This is a genomic window from Micromonospora trifolii (genome assembly GCF_022229005.1).
GTDB classification, from domain to species: domain Bacteria; phylum Actinomycetota; class Actinomycetes; order Mycobacteriales; family Micromonosporaceae; genus Micromonospora; species Micromonospora trifolii.
On record NZ_JAKKFD010000045.1, the window covers coordinates 1 to 15,416 of the forward strand.

General features: G+C 73.4%; 12 protein-coding genes and 1 pseudogene. 3 read left to right on the plus strand and 10 right to left on the minus strand.

Going from position 1 to position 15,416, the window contains the following annotated elements:
- Positions 1–250 precede the first annotated feature (250 nt).
- The 3 genes from NIE79_RS26625 to recN all read right to left on the minus strand — a co-directional run bounded on the left by NIE79_RS26625 (position 251) and on the right by recN (position 4,275).
- Positions 251–1,192 carry a copper transporter gene (locus NIE79_RS26625; protein WP_238681181.1) on the minus strand — a complete coding sequence of 314 codons (942 nt, stop codon included), beginning with the start codon at positions 1,190–1,192 and terminating at the stop codon, positions 251–253.
- A gap of 27 nt (positions 1,193–1,219) precedes the next feature.
- Complete coding sequence (gene steA / locus NIE79_RS26630) at positions 1,220–2,398, minus strand: putative cytokinetic ring protein SteA (protein WP_238681182.1); 1,179 nt, start codon at positions 2,396–2,398, stop codon at positions 1,220–1,222.
- 119 nt (positions 2,399–2,517) lie between these two features.
- On the minus strand, positions 2,518–4,275 hold the full coding sequence (gene recN / locus NIE79_RS26635; RefSeq protein WP_238681190.1) for a DNA repair protein RecN: 1,758 nt from the start codon (positions 4,273–4,275) through the stop codon (positions 2,518–2,520).
- 89 nt (positions 4,276–4,364) lie between these two features.
- On the opposite strand from recN, the gene NIE79_RS26640 reads away from it, so the two are divergent.
- Entirely contained in the window at positions 4,365–5,384 is a 1,020-nt protein-coding gene (locus NIE79_RS26640) for a helix-turn-helix domain-containing protein (protein WP_238681183.1), read from the plus strand.
- Positions 5,385–5,466: 82 nt separating this feature from the next.
- Here the strand turns inward: NIE79_RS26640 and NIE79_RS26645 are convergent, their stop codons facing one another.
- The 5 genes from NIE79_RS26645 to NIE79_RS26665 all read right to left on the minus strand — a co-directional run bounded on the left by NIE79_RS26645 (position 5,467) and on the right by NIE79_RS26665 (position 12,131).
- Positions 5,467–9,186, minus strand: a complete 3,720-nt coding sequence (locus NIE79_RS26645) for a S8 family serine peptidase (RefSeq protein WP_238681184.1) — start codon at positions 9,184–9,186, stop codon at positions 5,467–5,469.
- Positions 9,187–9,343: 157 nt separating this feature from the next.
- Positions 9,344–10,228, minus strand: a complete 885-nt coding sequence (locus NIE79_RS26650) for an NAD kinase (RefSeq protein WP_091407282.1) — start codon at positions 10,226–10,228, stop codon at positions 9,344–9,346.
- A gap of 109 nt (positions 10,229–10,337) precedes the next feature.
- Positions 10,338–11,198 (minus strand): TlyA family RNA methyltransferase, encoded by an 861-nt coding sequence (locus NIE79_RS26655; RefSeq protein ID WP_238681185.1) that lies wholly within the window; start codon positions 11,196–11,198, stop codon positions 10,338–10,340.
- Between the two features lie 37 nt (positions 11,199–11,235).
- Complete coding sequence (locus tag NIE79_RS26660; RefSeq protein ID WP_238681186.1) at positions 11,236–11,547, minus strand: hypothetical protein; 312 nt, start codon at positions 11,545–11,547, stop codon at positions 11,236–11,238.
- Positions 11,544–12,131 carry a phasin family protein gene (locus NIE79_RS26665; RefSeq protein ID WP_238681187.1) on the minus strand — a complete coding sequence of 196 codons (588 nt, stop codon included), beginning with the start codon at positions 12,129–12,131 and terminating at the stop codon, positions 11,544–11,546. The genes NIE79_RS26660 and NIE79_RS26665 overlap by 4 nt, the downstream gene beginning before the upstream one ends.
- A gap of 111 nt (positions 12,132–12,242) precedes the next feature.
- On the opposite strand from NIE79_RS26665, the gene NIE79_RS26670 reads away from it, so the two are divergent.
- On the plus strand, positions 12,243–12,581 hold the full coding sequence (locus NIE79_RS26670; RefSeq protein WP_088947517.1) for an SCP2 sterol-binding domain-containing protein: 339 nt from the start codon (positions 12,243–12,245) through the stop codon (positions 12,579–12,581).
- 14 nt (positions 12,582–12,595) lie between these two features.
- Here NIE79_RS26670 and NIE79_RS26675 read toward each other — a convergent pair whose 3' ends face one another.
- A complete protein-coding gene (locus NIE79_RS26675) occupies positions 12,596–13,627 on the minus strand; it encodes an HAD-IIA family hydrolase (protein ID WP_238681188.1) in 1,032 nt (343 codons plus the stop codon).
- Positions 13,624–14,640 carry a tetratricopeptide repeat protein gene (locus tag NIE79_RS26680; RefSeq protein WP_238681189.1) on the minus strand — a complete coding sequence of 339 codons (1,017 nt, stop codon included), beginning with the start codon at positions 14,638–14,640 and terminating at the stop codon, positions 13,624–13,626. Before NIE79_RS26680 ends, NIE79_RS26675 begins: the two co-directional genes overlap by 4 nt.
- Between NIE79_RS26680 and NIE79_RS26685 the strand changes: the two are divergent.
- Positions 14,629–15,416: pseudogene (locus NIE79_RS26685) on the plus strand (hypothetical protein); the annotation flags it as partial. The gene NIE79_RS26680 and the pseudogene NIE79_RS26685 overlap by 12 nt on opposite strands.

Genomic DNA, 15,416 nt, shown 5'->3' on the forward strand with positions numbered 1-15,416 from the left:
GGCCGCGCCGGCGGCGAGCGCCGGCCCGGCGGCCAGGCTCACCGTGCGGCCACGGAAGTTGGTGCGCTCCAACGCGGGCCCGGCCGGCGAGGTACGCGCCTCACGCAGCGCGTACCGGGCCGCCGCGGCGCCCGCGCCGGCGATCAACAGCCGGCCCAGCGTGCTCACGCCGTCACCTCGCTGCTGTCCCTCAGGCTCGGTCGCTCACGCGCCGCCTCGGCGATTACGGACACGGGGGTACGTGGTTCGCTCACTGGGGCAGTTTAGGCAGCAGGGACGGGGCGTTGTCGCCGACGCCGTACTGCCCGGCCTTCTTCTCGGTGAGTTGCTGCACCAGGGCGAGGGTGGTGACCACCTGGCCCTGCACCGTGTTGGCGTTGTCGACCGTGGAGATGGTCTGGGCGAGCACCGGGTCGCCGCGCACCACGCCGATGAGGTTGCCGCCGACGGAACCGTTGCCGGCCACCACGATCGAGCCGGTGCGGTCGAACTGCTCGGCGATGTTGACGACCGACTCGTCCCGCTTGTCGGAGTCCTTGTCGACGTACGGCTGGCCGCTGACCACGACGACGGCCTCCGCCGAGGCGGTGACCTTGTTGCTGTCGGTGGTCAGGTAGCCGGCGTTGTTGTAGGCGGCGAGCACCGCCCGCCGGTCGGCGTCACTGACCGGCGCGACGCCCTGGGGCCGGTCCAGCAGGACGCTGGCCAGCAGCGCGCTGGAGGTCTCCACACCGTGCCCGTTGCCCGGCAGGCCGGTGGTCTGCGCGGTCGGGCGGGCGGCCGTGACTGCCAACTCCAGCAGGTTGGAGTTGTTGTCCGGGTTGATGAACTTGTCCTGCAGGTCCACCTGACCGGTGATGGTGGCCCCGGCGAGCTGGAGCTTCTTGAGCACGCCCTCCGTGTGGTCACGGCCGTTGGGCAGGCTGAGCACCACGACCCGACGCCCGGTGAGGGTGCCGGGCAGGACGACCTGGGAGATCTCCTCGGCGAATTCCTCTTCCAGCGCGAGTTGCTTCTCCATGTTGCTGACCGTCTGGCGCCAGTGCTGGTTGTCCTTGCGCAGCCCGGTGACCTGCCCCTCGAGCGAGTCGGCGAGCGGGCCGTTGAGGGCGGCTGTGCCGACCACCAGGCCGATCGCCAGAGCCAGGAAGACCGCGGTGAGGGACACCACGTGGTAGCGGAAGTTGATCACGCTTGCAGCCTCTTGATCGGTCGGGAACTAGAAAAGCCGGTACAGCTGGAACACGAGATTGTCCCACCACTCGGCGACCACGCCCAGGTACGCCTTCCCGACTGTCGACACGGCCACCGCGGACGCCATCGCCGCGATCGCCGACAGCACCAGCAGCAGCAGCGACGAGCCGGAGATGCTCTGCCGGTAGAGCCGGCTCACCCCCTTGGCGTCGACCAGCTTGCCGCCGACCTTCAGCCGGGTCAGGAACGTCGAGGCCATGCCGCCGCGGCCCTTGTCGAGGAACTCGACGAGGGTGGCGTGGGTGCCGACCGCGACCAGCAGAGAGGCGCCCTTCTCGTCGGCGAGCAGCATGGCCAGGTCCTCGCTGGTCGCCGCGGCCGGGAAGGTGATCGCCGGCACACCGAGGCCGTTGACCCGGGGCAGGCCGGGCGCACGCCCGTCCGGGTACGCGTGCACGATCACCTCGGCGCCGCAGCGCAGCACGTCGTCGGTGACCGAATCCATGTCCCCGATGATCATGTCGGGGGTGTAGCCGGCCTCGACCAGGGCGTCCGCGCCGCCGTCGACGCCGATGAGCACCGGCTTGAACTCCCGGATGTACGGGCGCAGCACGTCCAGGTCGGCCTTGTAGTCGTAGCCGCGCACCACGATCAGGCAGTGCCGACCCTGCATCTGGGTCTCGATGTCCGGCACCCCGACACCGTCGAGCAGCAGGTCGCGTTCCTGACGCAGGTAGTCCATCGTGTTGGCGGCGAACGCCTCCAACTGCACCGACAGACCCTCCCGGGCGTCCGCCATCGCCTTGCCGACCGACTCGGCGTCCTGAAGGCTGCCGTGGGCCACCGGCTCGTCACCGGCGAAGACCGTGTTGCCCTCGATGCGCACCTGGTCGCCCTCGCGGATGCGCTCGAAGACGCCCTCCCCCAGGTCGTCGAGGAGCGGAATGCCGGCGGCGATCAACACCTCCGGGCCGAGGTTCGGGTAACGGCCGGAGACCGAGGGCTTGGCGTTGAGCACCGCCGCGACCCCCACGGCCACGAGCGAGTCGGCCGCCACCCGGTCCAGGTCGACGTGGTCGATGACCGCGATGTCACCGGGGCGCAGCCGACCGACCAGGCGTTTCGTCCGGCGATCAAGGCGCGCGGTGCCGAGGACTCTGCCCGGTTCGGAGTTCCGGTTCCGGCGCAACGTGGGTAGACGCATCGTGACCATCCTGGCATGTGAGGCAGGCTTTTCTGTCGCGACATGCCTGAGCAGGGCCGCCTACCCAGGGAAGCACACACCGGCACAAGCCGGTGTGCTTGCGCTCACAATACGCGGCGTCACAACCGCCTTTCCTTGGCGGCCACTGCCAAAAGCTCCTCGGCATGGGCGATACCCAGATCCGAATCGGGCAAACCCGCCAGCATGCGCGCCAACTCCCGGGCCCGCTCGGTGTCCTCCACCACGCGCACCCCGCTGGTCGTCACGGCGCCGCCGGTGTCCTTCGCCACCACCAGGTGCCGGTCGGCGAACGCGGCCACCTGCGGCAGGTGCGTGACCACCAGCACCTGGTGGCTGCGGGCCAGCCGGGCCAACCGGCGGCCGATCTCCACCGCCGCCTGCCCGCCGACCCCCGCGTCGACCTCGTCGAAGACCAACGTGGGCGGGCCGCCGGACCCGGCGAACACGACCTCGATCGCGAGCATCACCCGGGACAGCTCACCGCCGGAGGCGCCGCGTTGCAACGGCAGCGACGGAGCGCCCGGGTGGGCCAGCAACCGCAACTCCACCTCGTCACCGCCGTCCGGGGTGACACCCACCTCGACGCCGTTGACCGCAAGCGTCGGCTCGGCACGCCCGGCCGGACGGGGCAGCACCGCCACCTCGATCCGCGCGTGCGGCATGGCCAACCCGGCCAGCTCGACGGTGACCTGGTCGGCGAAGCGGATCGCCGCCTCCTGCCGGGAGGTGGACACCCGCCCGGCCAGGTCGGCCACCTCCACGGCGAGCCGCTGCCCCTCCCGCTCCAACTCGTCGAGCACGTCGTCGGACATGTCCAGGTCGGACAGTCGGGTGCGCGCCCGATCGGCCCAGGCGATCACCCCGTCGACGTCGTCGGCGTACTTACGGGTCAACGCGCGCAGCGCCGCCCGCCGCTCATAGACGTGCTGCAACCGGGCCGGGTCCGCGTCCAGCGTCGCCAGGTACGCCGACAGCTCCGCCGACACGTCGGTGACCAGGGTGGCCGCCTCCTCCAGCCGGGCCGCCAGCTCACCGAGCGCCGGATCGGTGCCGGACTGCGCCTCCAGGGTCCGCCGGGCCGTGCCGAGCAGCACCGTCACGTCCGGGGTCTCCTCCGCGGCCTCCGCGCCACCGGCCACGCACTGCTGGGCGATCTGGGCGGCCGTCCGCAGGCCCTCGGCGTGCTCCAGCCGCTGCGCCTCGGCCTTCAGCTCGTCGTCCTCACCGGGCTGCGGATCGACCCGGGTGATCTCGTCGAGGCCCAACCGCAGCAGGTCGGCCTCCTGGTTGCGCTCGCGGGCGTTGCGCCGCCGGTCGGCCAGGTCGTCGACGACCCGACGCCACCCCGTGTACGCCTCACGCAGCGCGTCGAGCAGCTTCTCGTGCGCGGGGCCGGCGAACCGGTCCAGCGCGGCCCGCTGCTCGGCCGGGCGCAGCAACCGCAGCTGGTCGGACTGGCCGTGCACGGCGACCGCCTGCTCGCCGACCTCACCGAGCATCGACACCGGCATGCTCCGACCGCCGACGTGGGCGCGCGAGCGCCCCTCCACCGTCACCGTGCGGCTCAGCAGCACCGAGCCGTCCTCGTCGGGTTCGCCGCCGGCCTCGGTGATGCGCGCGTGCACGGCGTCGGCGACCCGCCCCCGCAGCCGCAGCCGCCCCTCCACCACGGCACGGCCGGGTTGGGCGCGGACCCGCCCGGCGTCGGCCCGACCGCCGAAGAGCAGGCCGAGGCCGGTGACCACCATCGTCTTGCCCGCACCGGTCTCGCCGGTGATGACGTTCATGCCGCCGGTCAACGGCAGCGTGGTGTCTTCGATGACGCCCAGTCCGGTGATGCGCAGCTCTTCCAGCACAGCCACCGACAGTAGACGCGAGGCCCGACAATTGACCAGCCGACGGGCCCGGGCACGGCCCGCACCCGGCCGACGTACAGTTCTGCCCCGTGTTGGACGTGATCGGCCTGACCTCGGCTGAGGAGGAGCTCTACCGCTGCCTGCTCCAGCTCACCACGGCCCGCATCGACGAGTTGGCCGCTCGCCTGCACCGGCCCCGTGAGCAGGTCGTCGCCCAGGTCGAGGCGCTGCGCGGCAAGGGCCTCGTGCAGCGCAGCGACAACGACCCGGACGCCCCGCTGCGCCCGACCGCCCCGGACGTCGCCCTCGGCGGGACGCTGCTGCGGCGTCAGGAGGACCTGGAGTCGGCCCGCCGACTGGTCACCCAACTGGCCGAGGAGTACCGCACCGGGCTGCGCCGACACCACGTCGACCACCTGGTCGAGGTGATCACCGGCGCCCGGGTCCTTCGCGACCGCCTGCGCGACCTGCAGAATTCGGCGCGTACCGAGGTGCTCTGGTTCTGCCGGGCCAATCCCCTCGCCATGGCCGGCCCGGAAAATGTCGAGGAGTTCGACGCGCTGGCCCGCGGGGTGAGCTACCGGGCCATCTACGAGCGTGACCTGCTGCTGGAGCCGGGCGCGCTGGCCGACCTGGCCAAGGGGGTCGCCGCCGGGGAGCAGGCCCGCATCCTGGACCGGCTGCCGGTCCGACTGGCCATCGTGGACGCCCGCACTGCCATCTGCCCGTTGGTGCCCGACCGCGACGGCGGCGAACCGAGCGCCGCGGTGATCGGCCGCAGTCAACTGCTCGACGCGCTGCTCGCCCTCTTCGAGAGTCACTGGCGGGTGGCCACCCGGCTGCGCCTCGACGACCCCCTCGCCGTCGCGGCCCCCGAGGCTCGACGGCCGGAACCCGCGGACCGCCCTGGCGACGGTTACCAGCCCGACGCCGACGAGGCCCGACTGCTGTCACTGTTCGTGGCGGGCGTACCGGACAAGTCCATCGCCTCCCAGCTCGGGGTGAGCCGGCGGACCGTGCAACGGCGGATCGCCGACCTGATGGCCGCCGCCGGGGTGGACACCCGACCCGGGTTGGCGTTCCAGGTGGCCCGACGCGGCTGGCTCTGACACGAAAAAGGGTCCGCCGTCGACCGACGGCGGACCCTTCAACCGGCGGGGCGGGACGGCCAGGCCGCCCCGCCCTGCCCGATCAGCGCAACCCGTACGCCTGGAGCACCGTCTGGTCGACGGTGTTCCCGGCCCGGTCGGCGGCGTGCACCCGCAGCGACACCGTTCCGCGCCCCGCCGGCACGGTAGCGGTGTACCGGGTGCCCGACCCCGTGGCCGGCGCGTTGCGCCAGGTGACGCCCCCGTCGAAGGAGACCTGCACCCGGACGCTGGTGCCGGTCGGCGCCGGCACCCCGGCCGGCTGCCGCAGGGTCAGCCCCACCTGGTGCGGCCGGTTGCCGCGTACCGTGCCGCGCAGGTCGGCCGGCACCCGGTAGTCCACCTGCAGCAGCGACAACGGCGTGGCGGCGTCGCCCGCCGGTCGCGCCGAGGTGAACTCCCAGGCCGTGTCGGTCCGCGTGCCGTAACGCCACTCGGCTGAAGACCGCTGGGTGGTCACGTCCAGGCGGTAACGCGCGGCCCCGGCGGTCGTCGGCACCGACGCCCAGCCGCCGGAGAGGTCGGCGATCTGCTGCCCGTTGCGGCTGACCCGCGCCGTGACGGTGTCCGACTCCTCGCTCTCGCCGGCCACGCTGTAGTGCCCGTTGGCGTCGACGAACTCCGGCACCCGCAGGTCCAGGTTGTCACCGGTGCGGGTGGGCACCGGCGCCCCACGGGCCGGAACGGCCGGGCGGAGCACCGGCGCGTGCCAGGTCTCGGTCACCCGGTCGTCGGCGGCGTAGCGCCGGGGCTGCTGGGTCAGGCCACCGGCCAGCTGCCCCCACTGCATGAACATCTGCTTGTGCAGCACCCGTTGCTGCCACCAGGAATCCCCGGCGCTGACGAACTCCTGCCGGGTGGTGCCGTTGCGGACCATCCGCTGGTCGTCGTTCCAGGCGTACTCCTGCCACGGACGCCAGCCGAACCGCTCCTCGGTGGCCCAGCCCGCACCCATGTCGCCGTAGCTCGCTGTCACCTCGGCGGTGTTCCTGGCGGTCACCGTGTGCACGACACGCTCCGGCACCCGACCCTTCGACACCTGCCACACGTCGTACAGGTAGGGGCTGTCCACTGTCAGCGTCAGGTCCAGCGTCGCCCGGCCCTTGCGCGCCGCAGCGATCAGCCGCTGCCCGTCGTCGTACGCGACCACCATCGACGGGACCGGCAGCAGCTCTCCGGTGGGCCGCCAGACCGTCCACGCACTCTGGTCCTCCGGCCGGACGATGAGCACCGCGGCGGCGCCGGCCGCCGCGGCGGCGGCCACCTGCTCCTCCTCCGAGCGGTTCGGGTCGGCGCCGAGCAGCACGGCGGCGCCCCGCACCCCTGTCAGCTCGGCGGGAGTACCGGTGCCGGCCCAGACCAGCGGCAGCTTCCGCCGACCGGTCGGTGCCGGCGACGTGCCCAGCAGGTTGATGTCCGACGGACCGGACACCCCGCTGATCCTCGCGTCCACCATGGGCGCGACGAGCTGCCACCGCGAAGCGAACTCGAACTCGCCCTGGCGCACCTGGCGGGTCGGCGTGACGTTGACCTGCTGAACGGTGCTGTAGGCCATCACACCGTGGTCGATCTGCCGGCCATTGCCCAGCACCCGGTGCACGTAGTAGCTGAGCGTGGCCCGCTGCTCGCTGGGCTTCGGCGTCTCGATCCGCACCGGCGTGCCCTTGCGCGCGTCGAGCACCACCGTCAGGTCCCGGTCGACGGTCACCTCCGGCTCGATGATCTGGGTCATCTGCTCGTCCAGGGGGACGCCGTGCGTGACCAACGCGGTCAGCACGTACGTGCCCTCCTCGACCTCCAGGGTGCCCTCGCCACCCCACATGCCCCAGAAGTCCGACTCCGGCTGCTCACCGAAGACGGTCAACCCCGGCGAGAGGCCCGGCTGACCCTCCCGGTCCAGCAGCTTGATGGTGAGGTGGTGCACCGGACCGCTGACGGTGAGCCCGACCGGGGTCCGCACGGCAACGCCGTCAGTGCCCGTCGCCACCAGCCAGCCACCGTGCGGACCCCGGGCCAGCTTCGCCGGGTCGGCGCGCAGCGGCACGACCGCGCTGCCGCCCGCCGGCACCGTCACCTCACCGGAGGTCACGGCAACCCCGTCGGGCTCGGCGGCGCCGGTGTCCAGGTTGCGCAGTTCCAGGGCCAGCTGCAGGGTCTGCGCGGTCTTCGTACCGTTGGTGTACGTCACGGTCCGCTCGACCGCCGCACCGCCGGTGGAGATCCGGCCAAAGTCCGCAGTGGCCGAGGCGTACACCTGCTGCTTGAGCGCCCGAGCCACGTCGACCCGACCGCCACCCTGCTCGAAGACGGTCAGCGCCGGGTTCGCCTTCGTGGTGCTGACCAGCGCGTCCTTGAGCTTCGCGGCGGGCCAGTCCGGGTGTTCCTGGGCGAGGATCGCCGCCGCCCCGGCCACGTGCGGGGTGGCCATCGAGGTCCCGGACGCCGTCGTGTAGGCGTCGCCCACCGGCGTACCCATTGTGGTGCCGGCGGCGCGCGCGGCGACGATGCCGACGCCCGGGGCGGTGATCTCCGGCTTGAGGCCGTTGTCGCCGAGCCGCGGGCCCCGGCTGGAGAACTCCGCCAGGTTGTCGTCGCGGTCCACAGCGCCGACGGTGAGCGCCGCCGCGGCCGCGCCGGGCGCACCGACGGTACGCGCGGCGCCCGAGTTGCCGGCGGCGACCACGAACAGCGCGCCGGTCTCGGCGGTCAGGTCGTTCACCGCCTGGCTCATCGGGTCGGTGCCGTCGGTCGGGTCGCCGCCGAGGCTCATGCTGACGACCTTCGCGCCGGAGTGGGCGGCCCACTCCATGCCCGCGATGATGGACGAGTCGTAGCCGGAGCCACCGTCGTCGAGCACCTTGCCGATCAGCAGCTGGGTGCCGGGGGCGACGCCCTTGCGCAGCCCGTCGGACGCCGCGCCGCTTCCGGCGATGGTGGCGGCCACGTGGGTACCGTGGCCGTGCCCGTCGCGGGCGCTGCCGCTGCCGGAGAAGTCCTGCTGCTCGGCGATCCGGCCGGCCAGGTCCGGGTGGGTGGCGTCGACGCCGGTGTCCAGCACCGCCACCTTCACGCCGGTGCCATCCCGCCCGGCCGCCCAGGCGATCGGGGCGCCGATCTGCGGCACGGAGTGCTCCAGCGCTGGGCGGACCCGCCCGTCCAGCCAGATCCGGGCGATGCCAGCACCCAGCTGGGGCGCGGCGGCAGTGGTGGTCCGGCTGGCCGGCGTGCCGGCGAGTGTGGTCCACAGGCCGCCGAGAGCGTTCTTGCCGACCCGCAGCGCCGCGCCGTTGATGCTCTCCAGCGGCCGGGCGTCGGTGGCGCCGGTGAGCGGCTTGACCCGCCCGGCCGCCTGCTCCTGGTAGCGCACGATCAGTGGCAACGCGCCCTGCGCGACGTCGCCGTATCCGTCGGCGGCCAACTCCTGCACGTCGAACAGGTTGGCGTCGAGGACCCCGCTCGAGACGTAGGGCAGGGCGTCGCTGGGCAGCACCCGCAGCCCGCCGTCGACCTCCAAGGTCTGGAAGATGACCCGCTCGCGCCCGGGTCCCGGGCGGACGGTGGCGGCGACCCGGCCCGGCGCCGCGGGCGCGAGCTCGACCTGGTCGCCGGTGATCAGGGTGATGCGGACGGGTGCGTGCTGGGCGGGCGTGCCCGACGTCGGGCCGGTGGGCCGGGCGGGCGGGTCTGCGGACGCCGGTGCGGCGACGCCGACCACCAACGCGCCGACCGCGCCGACGGCGAGCCAGCGTGGGGACCAGTGCATGCGATGGGCTCCTCTACTCCTCCAGGCCGCCATCCGTAGATGAGGGCCGATCGGAGTCTGCGTCGGAGCAGGTCACCAGGTCACTAGTCGTCCGCCGCCGCAGCGGCGACATGTCGTCAGGTGGACACCCGACATCCACTGACCGTGTGCGCCACGGTCACCGGCGGCTGCCGCGCCAGCCGTGCACGGGGAGGCCGAACTTGGCCACCAGCCGGTCGGTGAACGGGCGGGGGCGCAGCCGCACGATGCGCACCGGCAGGGCGCCCCGGCGCACCGTCACCCGCGCGCCGGGTGGCAGATCGTAGACACGCCGGCCGTCGCAGGAGAGCACGGCGAGGGTGGTGAACGGGTCGACGGTGATCACGAAGGTCGACGTCGGGGCCGTCACCAACGGGCGGCTGAACAACGCGTGCGCGCTGATCGGCACCAACAGCAACGCCTCCACCTCCGGCCAGACCACCGGACCGCCACCGGAGAACGCGTACGCGGTGGAGCCGGTGGGGGTGGCGCAGACGACACCGTCGCAGCCGTAGCGCGACAGCGGCCGGCCGTCCACGTCGACGAGCAGCTCCAGCATCTGGGCCCGCTCGCCCTTCTCGATGCTGATCTCGTTGAGCGCCCAGGACTCGATGGTCGGCCCACCGTCGAACTCGGCCGTGACGTCCAGGGTCAGCCGCTCGTCGACCGTGTAGTTGCGGCCGACGACGTCCCGGACCGCCGTGTCCAGGTCGTCGATCTCCGCCTCCGCCAGGAAGCCCACCTTGCCGAGGTTGATGCCGAGCAGCGGCGCCTTCGCGGGCCGGGCCAGCTCGGCGGCGCGCAGGAAGGTGCCGTCCCCACCGAGCGCGAAGACGATCTCAGCGCCCTCGGCGGCCTGCGGGCCGGCGACCGGCACCACACCGGGCAGGTCGAGGTCGTCGGCCTCGTCGGCGACCACCCGTACCTCGAAACCGGCGTCGATCAGGTCGGCGGCGACCGACCGGGCGTGCTCCGTGCTGCGCCGCCGGCCGGTGTGGGTCACCAGCAGCGCGGTGCGGCTCATCGGGCCGCCCGCCCACGCCGGACCGGGCGGCGTCGCGCCACCGGCGCCGTCGCCTCGGCACTGCCGCGTGTCACCGCGCGGCCCGTTGCGGCGCCCTCACTGCGCGCGTTCACCCTGCGACCTCCTCCGCCGCCACGTCCGGCACGTCGCCGGCCGTCGTCGAGCCGTCCGGCCCGGCCGCCACCACGGCCCGCACCCGCTCCGGGTCGGCCGCTGGTGCGCCCCGGCGCAACCATACGAAGAACTCCACGTTGCCGCTCGGCCCGGGCAGCGGGCTGGCCGCCACGTCGGCCAGTCCGAGGCCGAGCCGCGCGGCCGCCGCGGCCACGTCCAGCACCGCTTCGGCGCGCAGCTCCGGATTGCGGACCACACCGCCGGCGCCGACCCGGTCCTTGCCGACCTCGAACTGCGGCTTGACCATCAATGCCAGGTCACCGTCGTCGCGGGTGCAGCCGGCCAGCGCCGGCAGCACCAGTCGCAGCGAGATGAACGACAGGTCGGCCACCGTGAGGTCGACCGGGCCACCGATCGTGTCAGCATCGAGAGTACGGACATTCGTGCGCTCCAGGACGCGGACCCGCTCGTTCGTGCGCAGCGGCCAGGCGAGCTGCCCGTAGCCGACGTCCACGGCGACCACCTCGGCCGCGTCGGCGCGCAGCAGCACGTCGGTGAACCCACCGGTCGACGCTCCCGCGTCCAGGCAACGCCGCCCGGCGACGTGCAGCCCACCAGGGGCGAACGCGGCCAGCGCCCCGGCGAGCTTGTGCCCGCCGCGGGAGACGTACTCCTCGGCCGGGTCCGCACCGGTCACCAGGAGCGGATCGGCGGGGTCGACCATCGCGGCCGCCTTGCGGGCGACCACACCCCGCAGTTGGACCCGGCCGGCCTCCACCAACGCGGCGGCCTGCTCACGGGAGCGGGCCAGACCGCGGCGGACGAGTTCGGCGTCCAGCCGGTTACGACGTGCCATGGGTGGTTCTCCGGTCTGCTCAGGCCTGTCGTCCCGCTCAGGTCTGGTCGATGGTGGCGAGGGTTTCCCGCAGCGTCTCGTAGGCCGCCTCGTACTGGGCGATCTGGTCGGCGGGAGCGAGCGTCGCCGCGTTGGCGATGGCCCGCACGGCGGCGTCCACCGCCGGATGCCGCGTCTCGTCGTCCCCGAGATCCTGCGGCGGCCCGGGGCGGGCACCCACCGCCGGACCGGGCCGGGCCGGAAAGGACCCGCCAGCCGGCGGGCCGTGCCGGGCCGGGAACGAGCCGCCAGCCGGCGGACCGGGACGGGCCGAGAAGGACCCGCCGGGCGGTGGACCGGGCCGGGTCATTCGGCGTCGTCCGGCCGCTGCTTGCGGACCGCCTTCTTCGCGGGCATCACCGCCGGCGTCGGGACGTCCTCGTCGGCGGTCCGGCTGATCGTCGCTGGCGACTTCTTGGCGATGGCCTTCTTGGCGACCGCCTTCTTCGCGACGGCCTTCTTCGCCACCGGCGCGGAGACCGGGGCACCGGCCGGGGCGTCGGACGGCACGAGATCGCTGCCGGGCCGCGCGGCGACGGTCGGGTCGGGTTGTGGCGTGGGGCCTGCGGTCGGCGCGCCGGCCGGCTCGGTGGACCGCGCCTCCCGCAGCTGCCGTTCCAGGTCGTGCACCCGCCGGGTCAGCTCGGCCACCTCGTCGGCGGTGGCCAGACCGACAGCGCCGAGGGCCCGGTCGACCTCGAAGCGGACCAGCTTGGTCAGCGCCTCCCGGTTGGCGGCGCCGGTGGTGACCAGCTCCTCGCCGAGGGCCTGGAGTTGGGCGGCCGTCGCGCCGCCGGAGCCGACGAGGCGACGTGCCACGTCCTGGGCCTTCTTCCGCGGCGCCTCCGCAAGGCCCATGGCCAGCTCGAGGTAGGCGCGCCACGCGTCCTGCATGCCTGAGTCCTTCCACGGGGCGGGGTGTGCAGGTGTCACGCTACCGGGCACCCCCGACCGACCCGTGCGGTACGGTGCCGAGGACGGCGTGGCGATCAGCGAGGGGGAGATGTGGCCAGCGTGGACGAGTGCCGGCAGGCGTTGCAGGAGCTGGCCGCCCGGTTGGATCGCAACGCCGAGACGGTGCGCGAACGGATCGACCTGGACCGCACGCTGGCCTGCCGGATCACCGACCTGGACACCGCGTTCCATGGCCGGATCACCGGCGGCCGACTGGTCGAGCTGACCGACGGCGACGACCCCAAGGCCAAGATCGCGCTGAGCACGTCCAGCGACGACCTGCTCGCCCTGGTCCGGGGCGACCTGGACGTCACCAGCGCGGTGACCTCCCGCCGGGTGTCGATCAAGGCCAACCCGTTCGACCTGCTCAAGTTGCGCAAGCTGCTCTGACGACCGCCCCCGGCTCACGCCGCAGCGGTCAGACCGAAACTCTCCACCGCGTGGGCCGCGTCCGGGCCCACCGGGCGGATCGTCGGCAACGCCGGCACCGGCGCCGACCAGGCCACCGCGCAGAGCGCGGCCAGGGCGTCCAACGGCCGGCCGGTCCCGGCCAGTTCCAGCACGCCGTCCCGGTCGGTCACGGACCAGCCGCCGGCCTCCGCCGGGCCCGGGACCCGCACGGCGGCAGCCGGGTCGAAGAGCCCCGCCAGGTCTTTCGCGACGTACGTGGGACGTCGCTGCGGCTCGGCGGCCAGCAGCTCCGGTACGCCGCTGACGCCGGTGAGCACGAGCAGGCTGTCCAGCCCGGCCCGGCGGGCGCCTTCGATGTCGGTGTCCAACCGGTCACCCACCACCAGGCTCCGCCCACCGCCACTGCGCCGGGCAGCGGTCTCGAACAGCGCCGGCTCCGGCTTGCCGACCACCACGTCGGGATCTCGCTCCAGCGCCGTACGCAGCACGGCGACCAGCGATCCGTTCCCGGGCAGTGGCCCCCGCCCACTGGGCAGGGTCCGATCGGTGTTGGTGGCGATCCAGATCGCACCCGCCCGCACCGCTACCGACGCTTCGGCCAGCTCGGCCCAGCCGACCTGCGGCCCGTACCCCTGCACCACCGCAGCCGGCTTCTCATCGGCCTGGGTGACCGGGTTCAGACCGACCGCGCGCAGCTCCGCGCGCAGCGCCTCCGCACCGACCACCAGCACCGACGCGCCGGCGGGCAGCCGGTCGCGCAGCAACTCGGCCGAGGCGGCGGCGGAGGTGAGGACCTCCTCCGGCCGGGCCGGCACGCCCATCCCGGTCAGCAGGTCCGCGACCTCGCTGGACCGGCGGGACGCGTTGTTGGTGGCGTACGCCACCGCCCGCCCCTCGGCGTGCAGCCGGGCCACCGTCTCGACGGCGCCGGGGATCGGCCGGTCGATCAGGTAGATCACGCCGTCCAGGTCGAAGACGACAAGTGTGTACCCGTCGACCAGCCGCTCCCCCACGCCCGCGCTCACCGCTGCGTCGACCCCGACTCGTCGTCCCGGGCCGGCACGGTCCCGTCGGCGTCCGGCGCGTCGCCGTTCGCCGCGTCCCCGTCCGTCACGCCGCTGTCGCCAGTGGTGGCCGCGTCGGCGTTGCCGCTCTCGGTGGGGTGACGGTCCTCGTCCTCGTCGTCGAAGCCTTCGTCGTCGGCGGGACGGCCGACAGCGTCGTCGTCCTCGTCGTCGTCGAAGTCCTCATCCTCGTCGTCGTCGTCATCATCATCATCATCATCATCGTCGTCGTCGTCGTCATCGTCGGCTTCGTCGTCGTCGTCGGCTTCGTCGTCGTCGTCGTCGTCGGCTTCGTCGTCGTCGTCGCCGGCCAGGTCGGCGTCGGGTCGGGCCGGCACCGCGCCGGGAGCGCCCGGGCCTGCGGCGATCTCCTCGGCGGCCTCGTCCTCGTCGTCACCCTCGATGACCACACCGTCGAGTTCGAGCAGCCGCTCGGCGGCGTCGGTCTCGCCCTCGGTGTCCACGTCGGCGGCGCGGGAGAACCATTCGCGGGCCTCCTCGCGCCGGCCCACCGCAAGCAGCGCGTCGGCGTACGCGTACCGCAGCCGGGCCGTCCATGGCACGGTGGCCTCGTTGGTGAGGTCCGGCACCTGGAGCATCGCGACCGCGGCGTCCTTCTGCCCGAGGTCACCCCGGGCGCCGGCGGCGACGATCAGCAGTTCGATCGCCACGGCCTGGTCCAGCTTCTCCCGGTCCGCGCCACGGAACAGGTCGATGGCCCGCTCCGGCCGGCCGAGAGCCCGCTCGCAGTCCGCGAGCACGGCCAGGTGGCTCTGCAACCCGCTCATCCGGTGGTACGTGCGCAGCTCGGCGATCGCCGACTGCCACTCCCCCGCGCGGTAGGCGGCCAGACCGACCGCCTCACGGACAGCGGAGATGCGCGACGCGAGCCGCCGGGCGGCCAGCGCGTGCGCCAACGCCTCGGCCGGGTCCTCGTCGATCAGCTGCCCAGTGGCGACCAGGTGCCGGGCCACCGTCTCGGCGACCGGCTTGTTCAGCGAGAGCAGCTCAGCGCGGACGTCCTTGTCGAGGTCGGTCGCGACGATGTCGTCCGGCAGCGCCGGGGCCGAGTTACGTCCGCCCTCGGACGACTCGGAGCCACCCGCGCGGTCATCGCGACGGAACTCCCCGTCGCGACGCGGCCGATCGTCGGACCGGAAACCCCCGCTACGCTCTCCGCCACGGAAACCACCCTCGCGGTCACCGCCACGGAAACCGCCCTCACGGGGAGCACTGGAACGCGAACTGTCGCGGTCGCCGCCCCGGAAGCCGCCCTCGCGGGGAGCACTGGAACGCGAGCCGTCCCGGTCACCACCACGGAAGCCACCCTCACGGGGAGCACTGGAACGCGAACTATCGCGGTCGCCGCCACGGAAGCCGCCCTCACGGGGAGCACTGGAACGCGAACCGTCGCGGTCGCCGCCCCGGAAGCCACCCTCACGGCGGTCGCCGCCCTGGTAACCGCCCTCACGACGGTCACCACCACGGAAGCCACCCTCACGGGGCGGGCCGGAGCGAGTGCGGTCGCCGCCCTGGTAACCGCCCTCACGACGGTCACCACCACGGAAACCACCGTCGCGGTCACCACCGCGGAAGCCACCCTCACGGGGAGCGCTGGAACGCGAACTGTCGCGGTCGCCACCGCGGAAGCCGCCCTCACGGGGAGCACTGGAACGCGAACCGTCCCGATCGCCACCGCGGAAGCCACCCTCACGGGGAGCACTGGAACGCGAACCGTCCCGGTCACCCA

Excerpts from the sequence above, each read along its gene's own strand:
- NIE79_RS26665 (WP_238681187.1), bottom strand. The coding sequence starts at position 12,131 with ATGCAGGACGCGTGGCGCGCCTACCTCGAGCTGGCCATGGGCCTTGCG.
- NIE79_RS26645 (WP_238681184.1), bottom strand. The coding sequence starts at position 9,186 with ATGCACTGGTCCCCACGCTGGCTCGCCGTCGGCGCGGTCGGCGCGTTG.
- steA (WP_238681182.1), bottom strand. The coding sequence starts at position 2,398 with ATGCGTCTACCCACGTTGCGCCGGAACCGGAACTCCGAACCGGGCAGA.
- NIE79_RS26660 (WP_238681186.1), bottom strand. The coding sequence starts at position 11,547 with ATGACCCGGCCCGGTCCACCGCCCGGCGGGTCCTTCTCGGCCCGTCCC.
- NIE79_RS26655 (WP_238681185.1), bottom strand. The coding sequence starts at position 11,198 with ATGGCACGTCGTAACCGGCTGGACGCCGAACTCGTCCGCCGCGGTCTG.
- NIE79_RS26650 (WP_091407282.1), bottom strand. The coding sequence starts at position 10,228 with ATGAGCCGCACCGCGCTGCTGGTGACCCACACCGGCCGGCGGCGCAGC.